We start from the raw sequence: 18,761 nt of genomic DNA, 5'->3' as shown, positions 1-18,761 counted from the left end.
TCCACGTCCCCGGGCCGAATGAGGCTGAGGGTGCGACCAAACTTCATCGGATATCGGAGCGTGACATGACCGGACCGGCCGACGCCAGTCGCGAGCAGCACTACCTGCCCGCCATGGGCAAGCGCTGGCTGCTGCCCCTCTACGATCCGTTCGCCCGCCTCGTGGGCGTCGGACGCGTTCACGAACAGCTTCTGGACCTCGCGGACCTCCGACCCGGCCAGCGGATCCTGGAGATCGGCTGCGGCACCGGCAACCTGCTGCGGGCGCTCGGGCGTCGGCGCCTGGACGTCGACGCGCTGGGCATCGACCCGGACCCGGCCGTGCTGCGCCGGGCCCGCCGCAAGGCGGCCCGGGCCAAGCTCCCGATCCGGTACGAGCGCGCCTTCGCCGGCGCGCTGCCGTTGCCCGACGACAGCTTCGACCGGGTGCTGTCCGCGTTCATGCTGCACCACCTCGACGAGGACGATCGGACGCGCGCGCTGCGTGAAGTCGGACGGGTGCTGCGTCCCGGCGGTGAACTGCACCTGGTCGACATCGACGGCACGCCGTCCGGGCGGCGAGCGGGCCGGGCCCACCGCGATCCGCGGCTGGCGGGCAGCCTCCCCGAGCGGGTGTTGGCCGCGCTGACCGATGCCGGCCTGACCGGTGTCACGGAAAACGGTCGTGGGAGGAGCCGGCTCGGCGGCGTCGTGTTCTACCGCGCCGCAGCAGGCAGAGCGGGGTAGGGCTGGCCGTCCTCCGGGTCGACAGTTCCACCCCTTGGCCGCCAACCGGTCGGCGCGATCGCCGGATCGCGGTGTCGGCACGCCCGGCGGCAGTATCGGTCAGTTGGAACGGCCCGCCGCGTTGACGCGTGCTCCCCGACGGGTCATTCTGAACCTGCGTTCATGAACAACCGTTCATATCGATGACGGGGAGGTACCGGTGGCAGGCATCGTCAACACCGCCCAGGCGCAGGCGTGGAACGGCTACGAGGGCGAGCACTGGGCGACCCACGACGACCGCTACGACGCGGTGAACAGCGGCTTCAACGAGTACCTGCTCGAGGCGGCCGGGATCGGCGAGCGGGATCGGATACTCGACATCGGCTGTGGGAACGGTCAACTGACCCGGTTGGCGGCCGGTCGAGCCCCGCACGGGCACGCAACCGGTGTCGACCTGTCAGCGCCCATGCTCGCCAGGGCGCGGGCCCGCGCGGCGGCCGAGTTCGTCCCCAACGTCACCTTCGAGCAGGGTGACGTGCAGGTCCACCCGTTCCAGGAGGGCGCCTTCGACGTCGCGGTCAGCCGGTTCGGGGTGATGTTCTTCGCCGACCCCGTCGCCGCCTTCGCCAACATCCGTCGCGCGCTGCGCCCGGCGGGCCGGCTCGGGTTCGTGTCCCTGACCGAACTCACCGGCACCGACCTGGGCACCGTGCTCGACGCGATGGCCCCGTACCTGCCGCGCCCGACCGGCGCGGATGGCAGCGGACCCACGTCGTTGGCCGATCCCGCGCGGATCCGCCGCCTGCTGACTGACGCCGGATTCCAGGAGATCACCTGCATGCGCGTCGAAGCGGACCAGATCTGGGGTCGGGATGTCCCCGACGCGGTCGAGTTCCTCACCGGCTGGGGACCGGTCAGGTACCACATGACGCAGGTCGACCCCGAGGCCGCGGCGCACGCCCGGGACGCGCTCACCACCGCGCTGGGCTCCTTCGCCCAGGCCGAGGCCGTCCGGCTGCGCGGCACGGCGTGGCTGGTCACCGCCGCCACCCCGTAACATCTCCCGCCCGATTGGTTCGACTGACCACGACGAGGCCGGATGTCACCGAGAAACGCGGCAGCGCTGCGCCACAGCGACGATGGGCGAAGCCTGCGTGAGCATCTGATCGCCATCACCGAACGCATGATCTCCACCCAGGGTACGGCGGGACTCACCGTGCGGGCGATCGCTCGGCAGGCGGGTGTCGCCGACGGGGTGCTCTACAACTACTTCGCCGACAAGGAGGAGTTACTGGCCAACGCCCTACGCGCGCATGTCCGCACCGTCGAACGAGGGCTGGGTGACCTCCCCGAACCCGGTACCGACACCGTCGAAGCCAACCTGCGCGGCTACCTCGGCTACGGCCTGGCGCTGCACCGGGCGATCCTGCCCGCGTTCGCCGGCTTGCTCGCCCAGCCCACGGTCCTCGCCAAGTTCGCGGAGCTGGACGGGCACGGCGAGGACTGGCGCGATCGGTTGGCCCGTTACCTGCACGCGGAAAGAGACCTGGGCCGGCTCGCCGCGGACGCCCAACTCGACGCCGCCGCCGCGATGATCGTGGGGGCCTGTCACGAGACAGTGCTACCGGGGTTGTTCCGGCACCGGGCGGCAACCGCGGAGCCACCTTCGGTCGAATCCATCGTCACCACCGTGCTGGCCGGAATCGGGCACGGAGGAAGCACCTCCGGACCGGGCTGAAGTCCAGCCCACCGAACTCACCCGACTGCGGCGGTGCAGCGTTTCGGCTTCGGCATGCCGTCGACGACCGAGCACACGCCGGTCGCCGACGTCAGCCGTCGGCGGACGAGCGCGCGAAGGCCCGGGCCGTGCACGCTGCGGGCTCCGTCGCGACGTCGCCGGTCGCTGCGGGTGCGTAACCGGGGGACACCGAACACGGCCGGAGCCTGGCTGGGTTCAGTGCTGGACGGCGTCGGCTTCGCGGCGCAGTACCTCGCGGGCGATCTCCAGTCGGCTGCGCATGCCGAGCTTGCCGAGGATGTGCGAGACGTGCGTCTGCACGGTGCGCCGGGACAGGTACATGTCCTGCGCGATGACCGGTGTCGAACGGCCTTCGGCGATCATGGCGGCCACCCGGCGCTCGGTCGGGGTGAGTGCCTCCCAGCCCGCGGTGGGGCGAGGTGGACGTACCCCTCGGATGCCTCGCCGGATGCCGTGCCGGCGTAGCCGGCTCTCCGCGCGGCGGATGTCCCAGGCGGCGCCGAAGCCGTCGTAGAGGTCGACCGCCTCGTTGAGGACGAGCCGCGCCTCGGCCGCGTCGCCGCGGCCGGCGAGCACGTCGGCGAGATCCTCCAGGGTGCCGGCCAGCGGCACCGGCGGTCCGACCGCCCGGTAATGTGCGGCGGCCGCGCGCAGCGGCGCGGGGTCCCGGTCGAACAGTCCCCGACAGCGGTGGCTGGCGGCGGACGCCCGTGCCGGCGGGTCCTCCGCCGCGGCCTCGGACTCGCAGGCGCGCAGCGCGGCCGCCGCGGCCGCGTGGTCGCCGACCTCCAGTGCGATCCGTACCAGGTCTGGCAGCCACTGGTGGGCCAGCGTCATCTCACCGGGCCGCCGGGTCAGCATGCCCGACAGGATCGACAGGGCGGTGCCCGGTTTCCCGTCCTGCTCGGCGGCGAGCGCGTGCCCGGCGAGCAGGAAGTCGGAGTTCTCCCGGTCCGAGATCGTCACGACGGGGAGGTCCAGTCCGGCGCGCAGGTGCTCGTCCGCCGCCGACCGCTCGGCCCGCCGACCGGTGATCATCGCGGCAACACCGTGCCACAGCAGCATCGGCCCGCGCTCGCGCAGACCGGAGTACGTGAGTGTGGTGGCGTCCAGGTCGACCGGGGCCAGCGCGGCCATCGCGTCGTCCCACTGGCCCAGCCAGTAGAGCAGCACGGCCGCGGTCAGCGCCGAGGTCACCTGGCCGGAATCGTTCGTATGCGGGGTCAGCGCCCGACCGCGCCGAAGGGCGGCCTCAGCCTCTGGCCAGCGGTCGAGGTTCTGCAGGGTGAAGGTCCGGGCGTCGAGCGCGTACGTTCGCAGGTTCGCGTGCTCTGGGTCCTCCGCCAGCACTTCCAGGGCGCGATCGACGTAGTGCAGCGCGGCGGCGTGGTCCCGCCGGACGGAGTGGCTCAACCAGAGATCGATCAACGCGTAGCCCATCGAGAGCGGGTCGGCCGCCTTCTCGCCCACGTCCAGAGCCTGCCGGGCGGTGGCGTCGGCGGCGTCGAGGTCGCCGGTGCTCGCGCGTTGGAACATTGCGAGCGACGCAAGCAGCCGAGCCCGCCACCGGTCGGGCTGCTCCGGCCAGGCGAGCGCGCGCCGGACGGCGGTCACGGCTTCGTCGTTGTCGCCCGCGCTGAACAGCGCCCGGGCCAGCACCCAGTGCATCTCGGCGCGGTGCTGCGGCTCGACCGTGATCGCCAACGCCTGCCGAGCGCGTGCCGCAGCATCCACGTGCCGGCCCATCCGGAGCAGCGTGCGGGCGAGGCCGACGAGCAGGGTCTGCCGGTCACTTTGGTTGGGCAGCGCCGGGTCGAGCGCTCGCTGGAGAAGGTCGACCGCGATGCCGGGGGCCCGCGCGGCCAGGGCCGGAGCGGCCCCGACGAGCCAGCCGCGCGCCCAGTCGCGGCCGGGATGATCCGACGCGAGTAGCTGCTGCGCCACCCGCAGCGGGTCGGCACCGGCTGCCGCCAGCGCCTGGGCCGCCTCGCCGTGCAGCGCCGATCGCAACGCGGTGGGCATGCCCTCGTAGAGAGCCTGCCGGATCAACGGGTGCCGGAACGCCAGCTCCCGGCCCACGCCGACGAGCAGCCCGGACACGACCGCGTCCTGCACGCCCGCGGCCAGCTCCGAGGCGGGTACCCCCAGCACCGCCGCCAGCTCCGTGACCGTGAACTCGCCACCGAGCAGGGACGCGGTGCGCAGTATCCGTGCGGTCTGCGCGGGGAGGGCGCCGAGCCGGTCGCTCAGCGCGGCCGCGTACGAGGGCGGAATGCGGTCGAGCACGGTCTCCGGTACGTCGCCGGAAAGCCCGACGAGCTGCTCCCGGACCAGCGCGTCCACCAGTTCGCGTACGTAGAGCGGGTTGCCCATGGCCCGTGCGGTCAACCGGGTCAGGCCCGGTCCTGGCAGCACGCCGATCAGGCCGGCCACCAGGGCCGCGACGTCGGTATCCGGCAGCGCGCCGAGCGAGATCACGGTGCCGCGGCGCCCGGCGGCCGCCCGCAACTCCCGCACCTCCTGCCGGCCGGGCCCCATCCGGCACACACCGACCAGCAGCAGCGGAAGCTGCTCGGCCGCGATGGCCAGCCGGTGCCACACCAGCAACGACGCCTCGTCCGCCCACTGCACGTCGTCCACGACCAGGACGGTGGCGGCCGCCGTGCACATCTCGTCCACCAGCGACACGAGCATCTCGACCGCGGTGTGCGCGATGTCGTCCGCCTCGAACAGTCCCGGTCGCCGGTCCCGGAGGAATTTCGCGATACCCGCCCGACGGGGATCCGGCGAGCCTGTCCGGACCTGCAGGCAATCCACCATCACGCCCAACGGGAAGCGCTGGGAGAGCTGATCCGCCGTGCCCCACAGCACCTCGTGTCCGCTGTCGCGGGCGGCGCCCAGCGCCGCCGCCACCATGGAGGACTTGCCGATGCCGGCCTCACCCTCCACCCACACCACCGAGCCTGCACCGCGCCCCAGGCCCTCGACTGCGGCGCCGAGGACCGCCAGTTCCTCGTCGCGCCCAACCCAGACATTCGGTCGATCGACGGGAATCACTTCGATACGATAGCGCCTCACTCATGATCAAGGCGTCCCTCTTGTCGGGAGCACGGACGTGGGAGACTCCTTGATCCTGACTGAGGACGGGTGCGTCATCTGACGTATGGGCTTATCAGACCGGTCGAGGTTTCGGCCGACCAGTGGCGTCACCGTGCCGATGTCTGACCCGTGCTGCTGCTGGCACGATTCTCAAATGTTGAGCAGCAGCGGGCGGTCGGTCGAAACGATGGCGACATTTCCCCACCGTGTGCAGTCAATTCCGAGAATTCTGGCGGTAATGCTCGTCCTCGCCCTACTGGCCGTGTCCGTCCCCGTCGGTCTGGCCCGTCCCGCCGCAGCCGCGACGACAATTCCGTCCACGGCGGCGGAGCGGGCCGAACTCGCCCGGTGGTGGGCCCCGGTGCACTTCCAGGACGTCGACACCAGCGGCGAGACCTCATTCGGTGGCGAGTCCGACTACATCACGTCGTACGACTTCGACGGCGACCTCAACGGCCGCAACAACTGGGAGAACGCCAGCGAGCACCCGCTGGCGGCCCAGGTGTACTACTCGGTGGTCCAGACGCCGAGCTTCTCCTACCTGATCTACATGTTCTTCCACCCCCGCGACTGGGCGGACGCCGCTCTCGACGACTACGAGGAGGACGCGACCGAGCACGAGAACGACGCCGAAGGCGCCCTGCTCGTCGTGGCCAACGACGGCACCGCGCACGGCAGGCTCAAGGCCGCCATCACCGTGTCGCACAGCGACTTCTACTCCTGGGTACCCGACGGCAGCGACTTCGCCAGCGGCGGGGAGGACGTCGACGGTGTGATCGCGATGACGAGCAGTCCGCACGACGACGACGATCACCAGCGCCCGTGGACGGCCCAGCAGGCCGGCACGCACGCCGCGTGGGCCATGGGTGCTGAGCGGAAGCCCTCCCCCGACCTCGGAGACCAGTACCGGAACGGCGACGGCATCCTCTACTACCCCGGCTCCACCGCCGAGGTGCCCGACGGGCCGAACGACCGGGACGTGCAGTACACCCTGACCGACATCTTCGCCCCGGGCGGCATGTGGGACAACCGCAACCTGACAACGTTGTTCGCCACGCCGAACAATTTCGCCGGCGACGACGGCGGCAACCCGCACGGCGCCGTCTGCGGCGAAGGCGGGGTGGCAGGACCGGCGGACGGCGACTGCCCTACCGACGCCGCCAACCCGGCGTGGGCCTGGGACGACGCCGATGACGTCCCGGGCAGGGGGTATCTGGCCACCAACCCGGCTGAGCTCGTCCACAACTACTTCAACTGGCCGGGCAAGCCCGACTCCGCCGACCTCGACTACACCTGGAACGCGTACAACGGGGTCACCCCGCCCGACCCCTCCGAGCTCAACGGCGGGGTGGGCGACCCGATGGAGGCGCACGCCGGTGGCGACGACGGCGGCACCAAGCCGCCGACCGGCGCCCACCACACCTGCCGACCTGACGGCCTGCCGCCGACCGCGGGCGTGGAGACCCCGTACTGCGACGTCTACGACTCCGCTGGCCGGGAATGGCTCGGCCAGGGCCGGTCCCGGCGGGTGATCGGCTACTTCAACGGTGGCCGCACCGGCGCCGACGGCACGCCGCACTACCTGGTCAAGAACATCCCATGGTCGAAGGTGACGCACCTCAACTACGCCTTCGCGCACATCGAGAACAACCGGATATCCGTGGGCGCCGCCGGCCCGGACAACCCGGCCATCGGCATGACGTGGCCCGGCATGCGGGGCGCCGAGATGGACCCCGGCCTGCCGTACCAGGGGCACTTCAACCTGCTGACCAAGTACAAGGGACTGCACCCCCGGGTCAAGACGCTGATCTCGGTCGGCGGCTGGGCCGAGTCACGCGGCTTCTACGCGATGACCACCAACGCCGACGGCACGGTCAACCAGGGCGGGATCAACACCTTCGCGGACTCCGTGGTGGACTTCCTGCGCCGGTACAGCTTCGACGGGGTGGACATCGACTACGAGTACCCGACCATGCTGGACCAGACCGGCAACCCGAACGACTGGGACGCGGCGCGGTCCCGGCGGCCGGGACTGCCGGCCAGCTACACCGCGCTGATGAAGACGCTGCGTGAGAAGCTGGACCGGGCCGCCGCCACGGACGACAGGTACTACCTGTTGACCTCCGCATCGTCGGCGTCGGGCTACCTGGTGCGCGGCATGGCCAACCAGAAGGCGCTGCGGTACCAGGACTTCACCAACCTGATGTCGTACGACTTCCACGGCACCTGGAACGACGTGGTCGGACCCAACGCCCCGCTCTACGACGACGGCAGGGACGTGGAGCTGAAGGACCTCTACGAGACCCCGGAGTACGACGGCATCGGCTACTTCAACACCGACTGGGCATTCCACTACCTGCGCGGTGCGATGCAGGCGGGGCGGATCAACATCGGTATCCCGTATTACACCCGGGGCTGGCGGGGCGTCGACGGTGGCGAATCCGGGCTGTGGGGGACGTCAGAGGGGACCGACTGCGCACCCGGCACCGGCCTCGTCCGGCCGTGCGGCAACGGCGCCGTCGGCATCGACAACATCTGGCACGACAAGACCGCCGAGGGCGAGGAGTTGGGTGCCGGCGTCAGCCCCATGTGGCACGCCGAGAACCTGGAGCGGAACGTCATGCCGGGGTACGCGGACAACGTGGGCCTGACTCCGGACGACGACCCGTCCGACGAGATCAAGGGGCAGTACGTCCGGCACTGGGACGACACCACGAAGACGTCCTGGTTGTGGAACGACAGCAAGGACGTGTTCCTGTCCACGATGGACGGGGAAGGCATCGACGCGGTCGCCGACTACGTGATCGACAAGGGCGCCGGTGGTGTGATGATGTGGGAGCTGGCCGGTGACTACCACTGCCCGGCGAGCGTGACCGGCACGAACCCCTGCCGCATGGGCTACACGATGACCGACAAGCTGCACCAGCGGCTGGCCGGCGTGGACCCCTACGGCGACAGCCGCAACACGGGCAGCTCCGTGACGATGCCGTCGGCGGCGATCGACGTCACGGTCGACCTGGTGGAGTACGGCTCCACGGCCACGGACCTGTGGCCGATGCAGCCCAGGCTCCGGATCACCAACAACACCGGCGTCACGATCGGTGGCGGCAAGGACGTCGAACTCCGCTTCGACCTGCCCACCTCCACCCCGCCCCTGGTCAAGGACGGCAACTGGCAGACAGGGCCGCAGGGCGGCAGATGGCAGGTGGAGCCGGGGCACACCGGCCCCAACGTCGGCAGCGGGCTGAGCGGTGACTTCCACCGGGTCGGCGTGAAACTGGACTACTGCCAGATCATCCCGTCGGGAAAGAGTCTGGACATCCCGATCATCTACTACCTCCCGGCCACCGGACCCGTGAACACCACGCTCAGGGTGGCAACCCAGCGGTTCGCGCTGCAGTCGGAACACAACCGGGGGGCATCCCAGACGGCCCCACCGGCGGGCGGCTGCTCCGCCCCCGGATGGGACGCGAGCAAGGTCTACGATCCGGCGACCCAGCCGATCGAACAGACCACCGTGAAGTACGGCGGCATGGTCTGGCAGGCCAAGTGGTGGACCCAGGGCAACATCCCGGGTACCGGGGTGGACGCGGACCACGAGCCGTGGAAGCTGATCGGCCCAGCCGGCTGACCCCGCCACTGTGATCTGTGAGGCGTCCCTCAAGCTGCACAGCTACTTGAGGGACGCCTTGCTCTCATGGGCGGGTCCGGAGAACTGGCGAGGAGGACTGCACACTCCTTGCCCTTCTTAACGTATAGCGCACCCCGGGGCTTGCCGCAAGACCCAGGTCGTGCTGCAGAATCGCTGGTCGAAGCCGGAGTCCGCGGGAAACGGGGGGCTCACAAATGCGGATGTCGGTGCCGAAGATCGGGCCGCACGGCGACCGCGCAGGAGGAGTGACACGGGCGCGGGCGACCTGACCCCGCACGGCCCCAGTCCGGCCCGAAGCAATCAAGCCCCGCCACCGGGCGGGTACCAACAGCGCCTTCGTCCCGGCCCGCGTGACCGCGCGGCCGCGATCCGTCGCGTCCATGAAACACCTGACCGTCAGGAGAATCGATGTCCGTTCCCTCCGAGCTGGCCTCGTCCGGCACCCCGGCGGCGGCCACGCCGGACGATCCGCCCGAGAGGATCGAGCCGTCCCCGCGGATGTCGCACACCGAGGTGATCCAGGCGTTGTCCGGCCTGATGCTCGGCCTCTTCGTCACGATCCTGGCATCGACGATCGTCTCCAACGCGCTGCCGCGCATCGTCGCCGACCTCGGCGGTACCCAGTCGGTCTACACCTGGGTGATCACCACCGAGCTGCTGTCGATGACCGCGACCGTGCCGCTCTGGGGCAAGCTGGCCGACCTCTACAGCAAGAAGCTGCTGATCCAGATCTCGCTGAGTCTCTTCGTGGTCGGCTCGCTGATCGCCGGCCTCGCGCCGGACGTCACGCTGCTGCTGATCAGCCGGGTCGCGCAGGGGGTGGGCGCCGGGGGCATGGGCGCGCTCGCGATGATCGTGATGGCCGCGATGATCCCGCCACGTGAGCTGGGCCGTTACTCCGGCGTCTTCGGCGCGGTGTTCGGCGTGGCCACGATCGCCGGCCCACTGATCGGCGGGATCCTGGTGGACACCTCGTGGCTGGGCTGGCGCTGGTGTTTCCTCATCGGCGTGCCGTTCTCCCTGGCCGCGATCGCGCTGCTGCAGAGGACGCTGCACCTGCCGGTCCTCCGCCGGCCGGTCACCATCGACTGGCTGGGCGCGTTCCTGATCATGGCCGGCGTCTGCGCCCTGCTGATCTGGTCGAGCCTGGCCGGTCAACATTTCGGATGGGGCTCGTGGCAGAGCGCGGCATTCGCCGGCGGCGGTCTGCTCCTGCTCGCGCTCGCCGTGCGGACCGAGTCGCGAGCCGCGGACCCGATCGTCCCGCTCGGCCTCTTCCGCAACCGCACGGTCACCCTCGCCGTGGTGGCCAGCACGCTGGTCGGCGTGGCGATGTTCGGCAGCACGGTCTTCCTGTCCCAGTACTTCCAGGTGGCGCTCGGCAAGTCCCCGACGGTGGCCGGCCTGATGAGCCTTCCGATGATCTTCGGCGTCCTGGTCTCCTCGACCGTCGCCGGACAACTCATCACCCGATTCGGCCGGTGGAAGGCGTACCTGGTGGTGGGCTCGCTCGTGATGACCAGCGGGTTCCTGCTGCTGAGCACGATCGGCGTGCGGACCGGCACGGTGCCGCTGGCGGCGTACATGCTGCTGCTCGGGGTCGGTGTCGGCATGCTCATGCAGAACCTCGTGCTCGCGGCGCAGAACGACGTACCCGCCGCGCAACTCGGCGCGGCCACCTCGACGCTCACGTTCTTCCGCAGCATGGGCGGCGCGATCGGGGTGAGCGCGCTCGGCGCGGTGCTCACCGCCCGGGTGACCTCGCTCTCCGCCGACCACTTCGGTGCGGCCGCGATGGCGGGCGGCGCCAAGGTACCCGACCTCGAGACACTTCCCGCACCGGTCCTCGCCGTGATCCGCGACATCTACGGCACGGCAACCTCGGAGCTGTTCCTGGTCGCCGCGCCGATCGCGTTCCTCGCCGTCCTCGCGGTGGTCTTCATCAAGGAGAAGCCGCTGTCCACCCTCACCGGCGACGAGCGCCTCGCCCGGGAATCCGCCGGCCGCAACTGACTCACCTCGGAGCCAAGACATGAACCATCTGACCACCGCCGTGTTCAACCTGCCCGGCAACCTCGCGGCCAAGGCCGACCCGAGGCTGATCGCCGACGACGACCAGCATTTCACGGCCATGGCGGAGAGCCTGGAGCAGACGTACACCGACCTGTCCGCCCGCCTGGACGCCGCGCGCAAGGCGCCCGCCGGCAAGGGCCGGCAGGCGGTGGACCGGGACCAGGAGGTCCGCCAGCTGACCGCGCGGCTGCGTACGCTGCGCCGTTTCAGCCTGGACCTGTGCCTCGGCCGCATGGTCGGCGCGGACGACGCCGAGCCGGTCTACGTCGGGCGGCTCGGCCTCACCGACAGCGACGGCCGCCGGCTGCTGGTCGACTGGCGCTCCCCCGCGGCCGCGCCGTTCTTCGCGGCGACCCACGCCAACCCGATGGGCCTGGCGAGCCGCCGCCGGTACCGCTGGACCCGTGGCAGGATCACCGACTACTGGGACGAGGTGTTCAACCCCGACGGCCTGCAGGGACACGCCGCGCTCGACGACCAGTCCGCCTTCATCGCCAGCCTCGGCGGCAACCGGTCGGCCCGGATGCGGGACGTGCTCGGCACCATCCAGGCCGACCAGGACGCGATCATCCGGGCCGGATCACAGGGCGCGCTCGTCGTCGACGGCGGTCCGGGTACGGGCAAGACCGTGGTCGCCCTGCACCGCACCGCGTACCTGCTCTACTCCGATCCCCGGCTCCGTCACCGGCGCGGCGGCGTACTGTTCGTCGGCCCGCATGAGCCGTATCTGGCGTACGTCGCCGACGTGCTGCCCAGCCTCGGCGAGGAGGACGTGCAGACCTGCACGCTGCGGGACCTCGTACCCGAGGGCGTCGCAGCGGTCGCCGAGACCGTCCCGGAGGTGGCCGCGCTGAAGTCGTCCGCGGACATGGTCACGGCGATCGAGGCGGCCGTACGGTTCTACGAGGAGCCGCCCGCGCAGGGGATGACGATCGCGACCGAATGGTCCGACATCCGGCTGAGCGCCGACGACTGGGCAGAGGCGTTCGAAGCGCCCGATCCGGGCACGCCGCACAACGAGGCGCGCGAGCAGATCTGGGACGCGCTGCTCACGATCCTGCTGGAGAAGTACGACGGCGACGAGCCGGAGGCCCAGTTCCGCGCGTCGATGGAGCGGAACCGGGAACTGCGCGCGGTTCTCCACCGCGCGTGGCCGCTGCTCGATGCCCCGAGTCTTGTCGGCGACCTGTGGTCGGTCCCCGCCTACCTGCGCAAGTGCGCCCCCTGGCTCAGTACCGACGACATCCGCAAGCTGCAGCGCGCGGACGCCCAGGCATGGACGGTGTCCGACCTGCCGCTGCTGGACGCCGCGCGGCAGCGGCTCGGCGATGCGGAGGCCTCCGAACGTCGGCGCCGGCATGATGCCGCCGTCTCCGCCGGCCGCGACCAGCTCGCCCGGGTCGTCGACGACCTGATCGCCTCCGCTGCCCACGACGACGGCGAAGGCCTGATGACGATGCTGCGCCAATCGGACCTCCAGGATGCCCTGGCCGACGGCGTCGCGCCGCCGCCCGCCGATGCCCGGGACCTGCTCGCCGGCCCGTTCGCGCACATCGTCGTGGACGAGGCGCAGGAGCTCACCGACGCGGAGTGGCAGATGTTGCTGCTGCGCTGCCCGTCGCGCAGCTTCACCATCGTCGGCGACCGCGCCCAGGCCCGGCACGGGTTCACCGAGTCGTGGCAGGACCGCCTCCGGCGGGCCGGTCTCGACCGGATCGAGACAGCTTCGCTGAGCATCAACTACCGGACGCCGCAAGAGGTCATGGCGGAAGCCGAGCCGGTCATCCGGGCCGTGCTCCCGGACGCCAACGTGCCGACCTCGATCCGCACCAGCGGCATCCCGGTCGTGCACAGCTCCGCCTCGGAGCTGACCCCGATCCTCGACACATGGCTCGCCGCGCACGCCGAAGGGATCGCCTGTGTCATCGGCGACCCGGCATTCCGTGACACGGCCCGGGTCCGGTCGCTGACCCCGGAACTCGCCAAGGGTCTCGAGTTCGACCTGGTCGTCCTCATCGACCCGGAGAGATTCGGTGACGGTATCGAGGGAGCGGTCGACCGCTACGTCGCGATGACCCGGGCGACCCGGCAGCTCGTCATCCTGACCACGTGACCGCAGCCCGTTGAGTGATCTCGCCTGCCCACGACAGCAGGCAGCCGGGGCCAACTGGCGTCGGCCGGGACCGCGGGTCGGGGGGCCACCGCAGCTCAGGCACCGCTTGACGGCGTTATCGCACGGTGGTCAGGCTACGAGGAGACGGAGACCGAGTTCTGCCGCGTCGAGGGCGGCGAGTTCGCGGTTGCGCTCGGCCCACCGGCCCGAGGAAAGGTCCTGCCGGAGCGTGCTTATCGCCCGCTGCTCGGCCTCCGGCCCGACTCTGGTCCATACCGATACCGCCCGACGCACATGTTCCTGCAGGTACGCCTCGGGCCGACGCCAGTAGGCCTCGAAGAAGCCGTCAGCGCAGTCCCACGGGACGAGCACCGGCTCCATGCGGGCCCCGATCGCGCGGGCCAGTTGGTCCACCGAGGGCCGGCCGGCGACCAGGCCGGCGACCTCGGGCAGGTAGTCGCGGGTCAGCCAGAACCGCTGACGCCAGCCGGCGTTACTGGCGTCGTGTGTGAACACCACCACGCGGCGGGCCACGCGCCGCATCTCGCGCAGCCCGGCGATCGGGTCGTGCCAGTGATGCACAGTGCTGAAGGCCACCGCGGCGTCGAAGGACTGGTCCTCGAACGGGAGGCTCTCCGCAGCGGCGGCCACGCACGGCGCCGCGCCCGCGGGACGCTGTGCCCGCATGACCGCCGACGGTTCCACCGCCGTGACATCGCGGTCGGGGGGCTCGTAGGAGCCGGTGCCAGCCCCGACGTTCAGTACCGTCCGTGCGTCACCCAGCGCATCCCAGACGCGCGCGGCGATCCGCGGCTCGGTGCGCCGCGTCGCCGGGTAAGCGGACCCGATGGCTTCGTACAACTGCGCGCCGAACACCTTGAGTTGTTCCTCCGGCGTCGTCCTGATCCCCATTGCCCGTGCCTCCAGTTCCGTGTCTATGGCCGTCACCATGGCGGCAGCGCGGTCGCGCTGTTCCAGCAGCAGGCCGCGCAGCCGGTGCAGATGTGCGACCGCGTCGGTGGTCGGGGCGTCCACCAGATCCGCGATCTCGCGCAATCCGAAACCCAGCCGCCGGTAGGCGAGCACCTCCCGCAGTCGCTGCACGTCGCCCACGGAGTAGGCCCGGTATCCGGCCGCGGTCCGCGCGGACGGCTGCACGAGGCCAATCTCGTCGTAGTGATGCAGCGTGCGGACGCTCACGTCGGCCAACTCGGCCACGCGTCCCACGGTCAGGTGCTCTTCCACGCCACCGACAATGCGGCATGACGCCACGTGAGGGTCAAGCGCAGCGGTAAGGCCGTCCTGCCGCCGGGTCGACGCCTTGATTCCGCGCCTTAGCGTGGCAGGGTGGCAGCACCCCGAGTGGTACCGCCGTCGGAGATGAGCAGCCGGCTGACGTTCCTGTTCGCGGTGGCGGCGGGAGCGGCCATCGGGAACCTGTACTGGGCGCAGCCGCTGCTCGGCTTCATCGCGGGCGAGCTACGTGCCACGACCGCGACGGCTGGCTGGCTCGTCACCGCGACGCAGCTCGGGTACGCCGTCGGCGTGCTGCTGCTCGTGCCGCTCGGCGACGTCGTCGACCGCCGCCGGTTCGTCCCGGTGATGCTGCTGATGTCGGCCGCCGCGCTGCTGCTGTGCGCGCTGGCGCCATCGATCGGGCTACTCCTCCTCGCGCTCGGCGTGCTCGGCGTGACGACGATTTCCGGACAGGTCCTCACACCGCTCGCCGGGGACCTTGCCGACGATGCCCGACGTGGCCGAGTCGTCGGCGCCGTCGGGTCCGGGACCCTCACCGGTATCCTGGCCTCCCGCACCATCAGTGGGTTCGTCGCCGGTGCCGCCGGCTGGCGTACGATCTTCGCCCTCGCCGCGGTCGTCGCCGTCCTGCTCGCGGTCCTGCTGTACCGCGCGATCCCACCGCTGGCACCGCGGACGCGCATGTCGTACCCGGCGCTGATCGCGTCGGTCGGCGCGGTGGTCATGCGTGAGCGGGCGGCCCGATGGACACTGGTCCTCGCGGCCATCGGGTTCGCCGTGTTCTCGTTGTTCTGGACGGCGTTGACGTTCCTGCTCAGCGGTCCGCCGTTCCGGTACCCGGTGCCGGTGATCGGGTTGTTCGGGTTGGCCGGCCTCGCCGGTGCCCTCGCTGTCCAGCATGCCGGTCGGCTGCACGACCGCGGTTGGTCGCTTCCGGCCACCGGCGCGGCATGGGTACTGGCCCTCGGCGCCTTCGTCGGCGCGGCGTTCGCCGGCCGGTCTGTCGTGCTCGTCGTCATCGTGATCATCATGATCGATATCGCCCTCCAGGGGCAGGCCCTCCTCAACCGGGCGCGGCTGTTCGCCCTCTCCCACGAGGCCCGCAGCCGGCTCAACACGGCGCTGGGCACCGGCAACTTCATCGGCGCTGCGATCGGCTCCGCCACCGCGACCGCACTCTGGTCCGCAGGCGGCTGGACAGCGGTCACGATCGCGGGAGCGGCGCTCTGTTGCTGCGCGCTCACCGTGTGGACGCTGGGCCGCCGGGGTCCGCTCGTGATCCGCGTCGCCGTGCCGGGCCGCACCCCTGGGACTTCCCCCAACCGCGCGGAGTCCGCCCGTGATGCGCGATCCGCTCCAGAACCACACCCGCGATGACGCCCTCGTACGCAGTCCACGCGTCCGTTTCTCGGCATGATCGGACGCTGCGAGCCAGCCGTACGCCGCCGCACTCTGGGACCCGTGCGCAGCCCGCGGGCAACCGTGTGACGCATCTGCTCTACGACCTCCCCCGCCCGTCGGCGTGACCATGATGACGGACCTGACGCCGTACCCGAAGAAGTGACGAGGGCTCTAATTCCGGGCGTGAGACCGGCGGCGGTGCGGTGCGTTGGGTAGTGCCGCGAATGAGGGATGTCTGCTCGGTTCGGGCCGGATGCGAAGCTGAGCGTCTGACCTACCCACCCGCACGCCGGGTCTGCGAGACCTGTCAATTGACCGGGCCTTTCCGTCTCCGTTCCGGGCAGCTGCGCGTGTCAGCGGCGTGACCGTGCGGGCCCCTGACACGCGCCGAACACCCCGGCCATTGTCTGCCCGGGCTTCAAGACCCGCCTGGAGCCGTCTCAGTCGGTCGATGTCGCTGAACTACCTGCCTCACCTCCTCCGGGCTGTGCATCCGCAGGGCGAAGACCAGGCCGTCATCGCTGCACCGAGCCGGTACCTCTTCGTCCCGCTCGCCGTAGTGGAGACGCAATAGCGGTTGCCCGCCGGCGCGCAGGTCGGCCACCAACCAGGAATCGTCGAGGTCCGTCAAACACTCCGACACGCACGCATCGGGACCCTTGATCGCGTCGGCGACCGTCCAGATCCGAGCGGGTACCGGATCGGCTACGAGATTGTCGTCGAAGATGACGGAGACGGCATCTCGCACGTCGTGGTGCTGCCACGGGTCGGTATCGTCGGGAAGGTCGTCGAGGCCGAGGTCGTCGAGGATCTCACCCAGGTCGAGGGACCGGGCTGTTGCCGCATACCAATCGAGGTAGGCGTCGAACGACGTCGCGAGCAGTTGGTATTCCAGCAGGTTGTGGGTGTACAGCACGGGACCCCACGCCCCGCTCGGCAGGACCGAAACCAGTTGGTAGCCGCGACCGCCGTCGGTGGAGAGCGGCCAGGGCCGGCTCGGCCAGCCGACGCCTGCGCTCAGGTAGCCTTGCTGCAAGCCATGATCGTCGAAGCGCTCTTCGACGTACGTCCCGCGGAGCCGGATTCCTCTGCTGGTGACGAGTAGCTGGCGTACCTCCCCTGGGAGCGCGACGGCGAGCCGCTCGGCCGCAGCATCGATCTCCTGTGTGGACATTCCCGGCAGCAGCTCGAACAGGTGCGGAAAATCCTCCGCCAGCGTACGGAGCCGTCCGTTGTACGGCTGGTCCATCGCAGGGCCACTCCCTTCCGAGAAGCCGGCCGGAACGCGGTTCATTTCCGGTAGCGTATTTCCACCCGCCGGTTTTTGGCCCGGCCCGACGGATTGTCCGCTCCGTCCGCGGTGGTGTTCCCGGCGACCGGCCGGCTCTCCCCGTGGCCGGTGACCTCGAAGGTGAGCGGCACATCGGCCAGCAGCGCAGTGAGGTGGGCCCGGACGGCCTCGGCCCGAGATCGGGAAAGCGCGAAGTTGCTGGATTCGGTACCGATCGAATCGGTGTGCCCGGCGATATGCACCGAACCCGCTGCCTGGGTACGCAGCCGCTCGGCGGCTCGGTCGAGCCGTTTGCGGGCGGCGGGCGTCAGTTCCGCCTTGGCGAAGGCGAAGAGCACGTCGGCGGCGAGGGTCAGTTCGACCTCGCTGGTGGAGTCGGCCTCGGTCTCGTCTCCCTGTACCGTCCCGGTCACCGAGAACACGTCGAGCGCCGGAGTCTGTACCTCGACCACGGGCCTGGTGATCGGACCGACCGGGGGTTCCCCGGCCAACTCGAGCACCGATGCCGACGGAGCCGGAGTGGGGGCCGGCGCGGCACGCACCCCGGTCTGCTCCGGGCCGAGCAGCCCTGCCGAGGCAAGCAGTCCGACGACGGCGGCCGCCGAGGCGCGTGGCAGGTGGCGTCCGCGGCTAGGCGAGCGGAACATCTTCGAACGCCTCCACCTGCGGCACGTAGACGTCGACGGCGGTCACGTCGTCCGGCGGGGCCCCGAAGGTGGCATAGAGGCCGATCGTCTGCTGAGGCTGCACATGAATCCCCAGCCTGGTGGAACACAGGCACCCTTTGTGCGCGTCACGTGCGACCAGATACTTCTTGCGGTTCTTCCGGTCGAGCAGATAGACGCTGTCGAAGCCGTGTGTCCCGGCCGAGCCTTCGATGCTGAAGAAGTCCGCCGCACGCCAACCGAAGACGCCTCCACCGCCCTTCGGAGTCATGTCGGTGATCCGGACATTGACCGTGACGAACCCTTGGTCACGTCGGAGTTCGTACAGCTCGACCTTGATTGGATTGGACCAGTTGGTGCCGGATACCGATCCTTGCCGCGTCGCGACGACGGCACCGAGCTGACCGGAGCGGCCCGGCCCCCCGGGCAGCTCGCCCGAGGGATCGGTCGTCCGCTGCGCACCTGGCGATCCCGAACCCCGCTCGTCGTCCCCGGTGCAGCCGGCCAGCGTCAGGATCGCGGCGAGGAGCAAGGCCGTCACGTGCGCGGATCTCATTCGCATCGAACCTTTCTCAACCTCCCCTTCCGGTGCGGTGGGCCGCAAGGTCAGACGCGGTGCGTGAGCGCCGCACGGTTCAGGTTGAAAATGGTTCATTGGATCGTCCTTCCGATCAGTCCGAACGCGGCCGGGAAGCGAGGCGATTCCCCCGGTCGATGTTCCTGCCGATCCGTCCCGACGCCTCGCCG

Annotated in this window: 12 protein-coding genes; 7 read left to right on the top strand and 5 right to left on the bottom strand. The window is 70.4% G+C overall.

What is annotated here, in order from left to right:
- Window positions 1–65: 65 nt before the first annotated feature.
- The 3 genes from ACQEVC_RS27065 (at window position 66) to ACQEVC_RS27055 (ending at window position 2,442) form a co-directional block, all read left to right on the top strand.
- The gene (locus tag ACQEVC_RS27065; RefSeq protein ID WP_432891709.1) at window positions 66–725 is read left to right on the top strand and encodes a class I SAM-dependent methyltransferase; all 660 of its coding nucleotides are present in this window, start codon (window positions 66–68) and stop codon (window positions 723–725) included.
- A 199-nt stretch (window positions 726–924) separates the two neighbouring features.
- The gene (locus ACQEVC_RS27060) at window positions 925–1,761 is read left to right on the top strand and encodes a class I SAM-dependent methyltransferase (protein WP_432882739.1); all 837 of its coding nucleotides are present in this window, start codon (window positions 925–927) and stop codon (window positions 1,759–1,761) included.
- Window positions 1,762–1,803: 42 nt separating this feature from the next.
- A complete protein-coding gene (locus tag ACQEVC_RS27055; protein ID WP_432882736.1) occupies window positions 1,804–2,442 on the top strand; it encodes a TetR/AcrR family transcriptional regulator in 639 nt (212 codons plus the stop codon).
- Window positions 2,443–2,658: 216 nt separating this feature from the next.
- Here ACQEVC_RS27055 and ACQEVC_RS27050 read toward each other — a convergent pair whose 3' ends face one another.
- The gene (locus ACQEVC_RS27050; protein ID WP_432882734.1) at window positions 2,659–5,520 is read right to left on the bottom strand and encodes a helix-turn-helix transcriptional regulator; all 2,862 of its coding nucleotides are present in this window, start codon (window positions 5,518–5,520) and stop codon (window positions 2,659–2,661) included.
- Between the two features lie 280 nt (window positions 5,521–5,800).
- Between ACQEVC_RS27050 and ACQEVC_RS27045 the strand changes: the two genes are divergently transcribed.
- The 3 genes from ACQEVC_RS27045 (at window position 5,801) to helR (ending at window position 13,400) form a co-directional block, all read left to right on the top strand.
- Window positions 5,801–9,193 carry a glycosyl hydrolase family 18 protein gene (locus tag ACQEVC_RS27045; protein ID WP_432882732.1) on the top strand — a complete coding sequence of 1,131 codons (3,393 nt, stop codon included), beginning with the start codon at window positions 5,801–5,803 and terminating at the stop codon, window positions 9,191–9,193.
- 519 nt (window positions 9,194–9,712) lie between these two features.
- Window positions 9,713–11,227 carry an MDR family MFS transporter gene (locus ACQEVC_RS27040; protein WP_432891706.1) on the top strand — a complete coding sequence of 505 codons (1,515 nt, stop codon included), beginning with the start codon at window positions 9,713–9,715 and terminating at the stop codon, window positions 11,225–11,227.
- A gap of 19 nt (window positions 11,228–11,246) precedes the next feature.
- The gene (helR, locus tag ACQEVC_RS27035) at window positions 11,247–13,400 is read left to right on the top strand and encodes an RNA polymerase recycling motor ATPase HelR (protein ID WP_432882730.1); all 2,154 of its coding nucleotides are present in this window, start codon (window positions 11,247–11,249) and stop codon (window positions 13,398–13,400) included.
- A 129-nt stretch (window positions 13,401–13,529) separates the two neighbouring features.
- Here helR and ACQEVC_RS27030 read toward each other — a convergent pair whose 3' ends face one another.
- Window positions 13,530–14,645, bottom strand: coding sequence for a MerR family transcriptional regulator (locus ACQEVC_RS27030; protein WP_432882728.1), 1,116 nt, complete (start codon window positions 14,643–14,645; stop codon window positions 13,530–13,532).
- Window positions 14,646–14,747: 102 nt separating this feature from the next.
- Between ACQEVC_RS27030 and ACQEVC_RS27025 the strand changes: the two genes are divergently transcribed.
- The gene (locus tag ACQEVC_RS27025; RefSeq protein WP_432882725.1) at window positions 14,748–16,034 is read left to right on the top strand and encodes an MFS transporter; all 1,287 of its coding nucleotides are present in this window, start codon (window positions 14,748–14,750) and stop codon (window positions 16,032–16,034) included.
- A 442-nt stretch (window positions 16,035–16,476) separates the two neighbouring features.
- Here the strand turns inward: ACQEVC_RS27025 and ACQEVC_RS27020 are convergent, their stop codons facing one another.
- The 3 genes from ACQEVC_RS27020 to ACQEVC_RS27010 are packed head-to-tail and all read right to left on the bottom strand — an operon-like array spanning window position 16,477 to window position 18,555.
- The gene (locus ACQEVC_RS27020) at window positions 16,477–17,352 is read right to left on the bottom strand and encodes an SMI1/KNR4 family protein (RefSeq protein ID WP_432882722.1); all 876 of its coding nucleotides are present in this window, start codon (window positions 17,350–17,352) and stop codon (window positions 16,477–16,479) included.
- On the bottom strand, window positions 17,349–17,996 hold the full coding sequence (locus ACQEVC_RS27015) for an OmpA family protein (RefSeq protein ID WP_432882720.1): 648 nt from the start codon (window positions 17,994–17,996) through the stop codon (window positions 17,349–17,351). Before ACQEVC_RS27015 ends, ACQEVC_RS27020 begins: the two co-directional genes overlap by 4 nt.
- The gene (locus ACQEVC_RS27010) at window positions 17,980–18,555 is read right to left on the bottom strand and encodes a hypothetical protein (protein WP_432882718.1); all 576 of its coding nucleotides are present in this window, start codon (window positions 18,553–18,555) and stop codon (window positions 17,980–17,982) included. Before ACQEVC_RS27010 ends, ACQEVC_RS27015 begins: the two co-directional genes overlap by 17 nt.
- Window positions 18,556–18,761 lie beyond the last annotated feature (206 nt).

Origin of the sequence: Plantactinospora sp. CA-294935 (assembly GCF_050936445.1) — a bacterium.
Taxonomy (GTDB): domain Bacteria; phylum Actinomycetota; class Actinomycetes; order Mycobacteriales; family Micromonosporaceae; genus Plantactinospora.
This window is presented reverse-complemented; position numbering and strand designations above follow the sequence as displayed.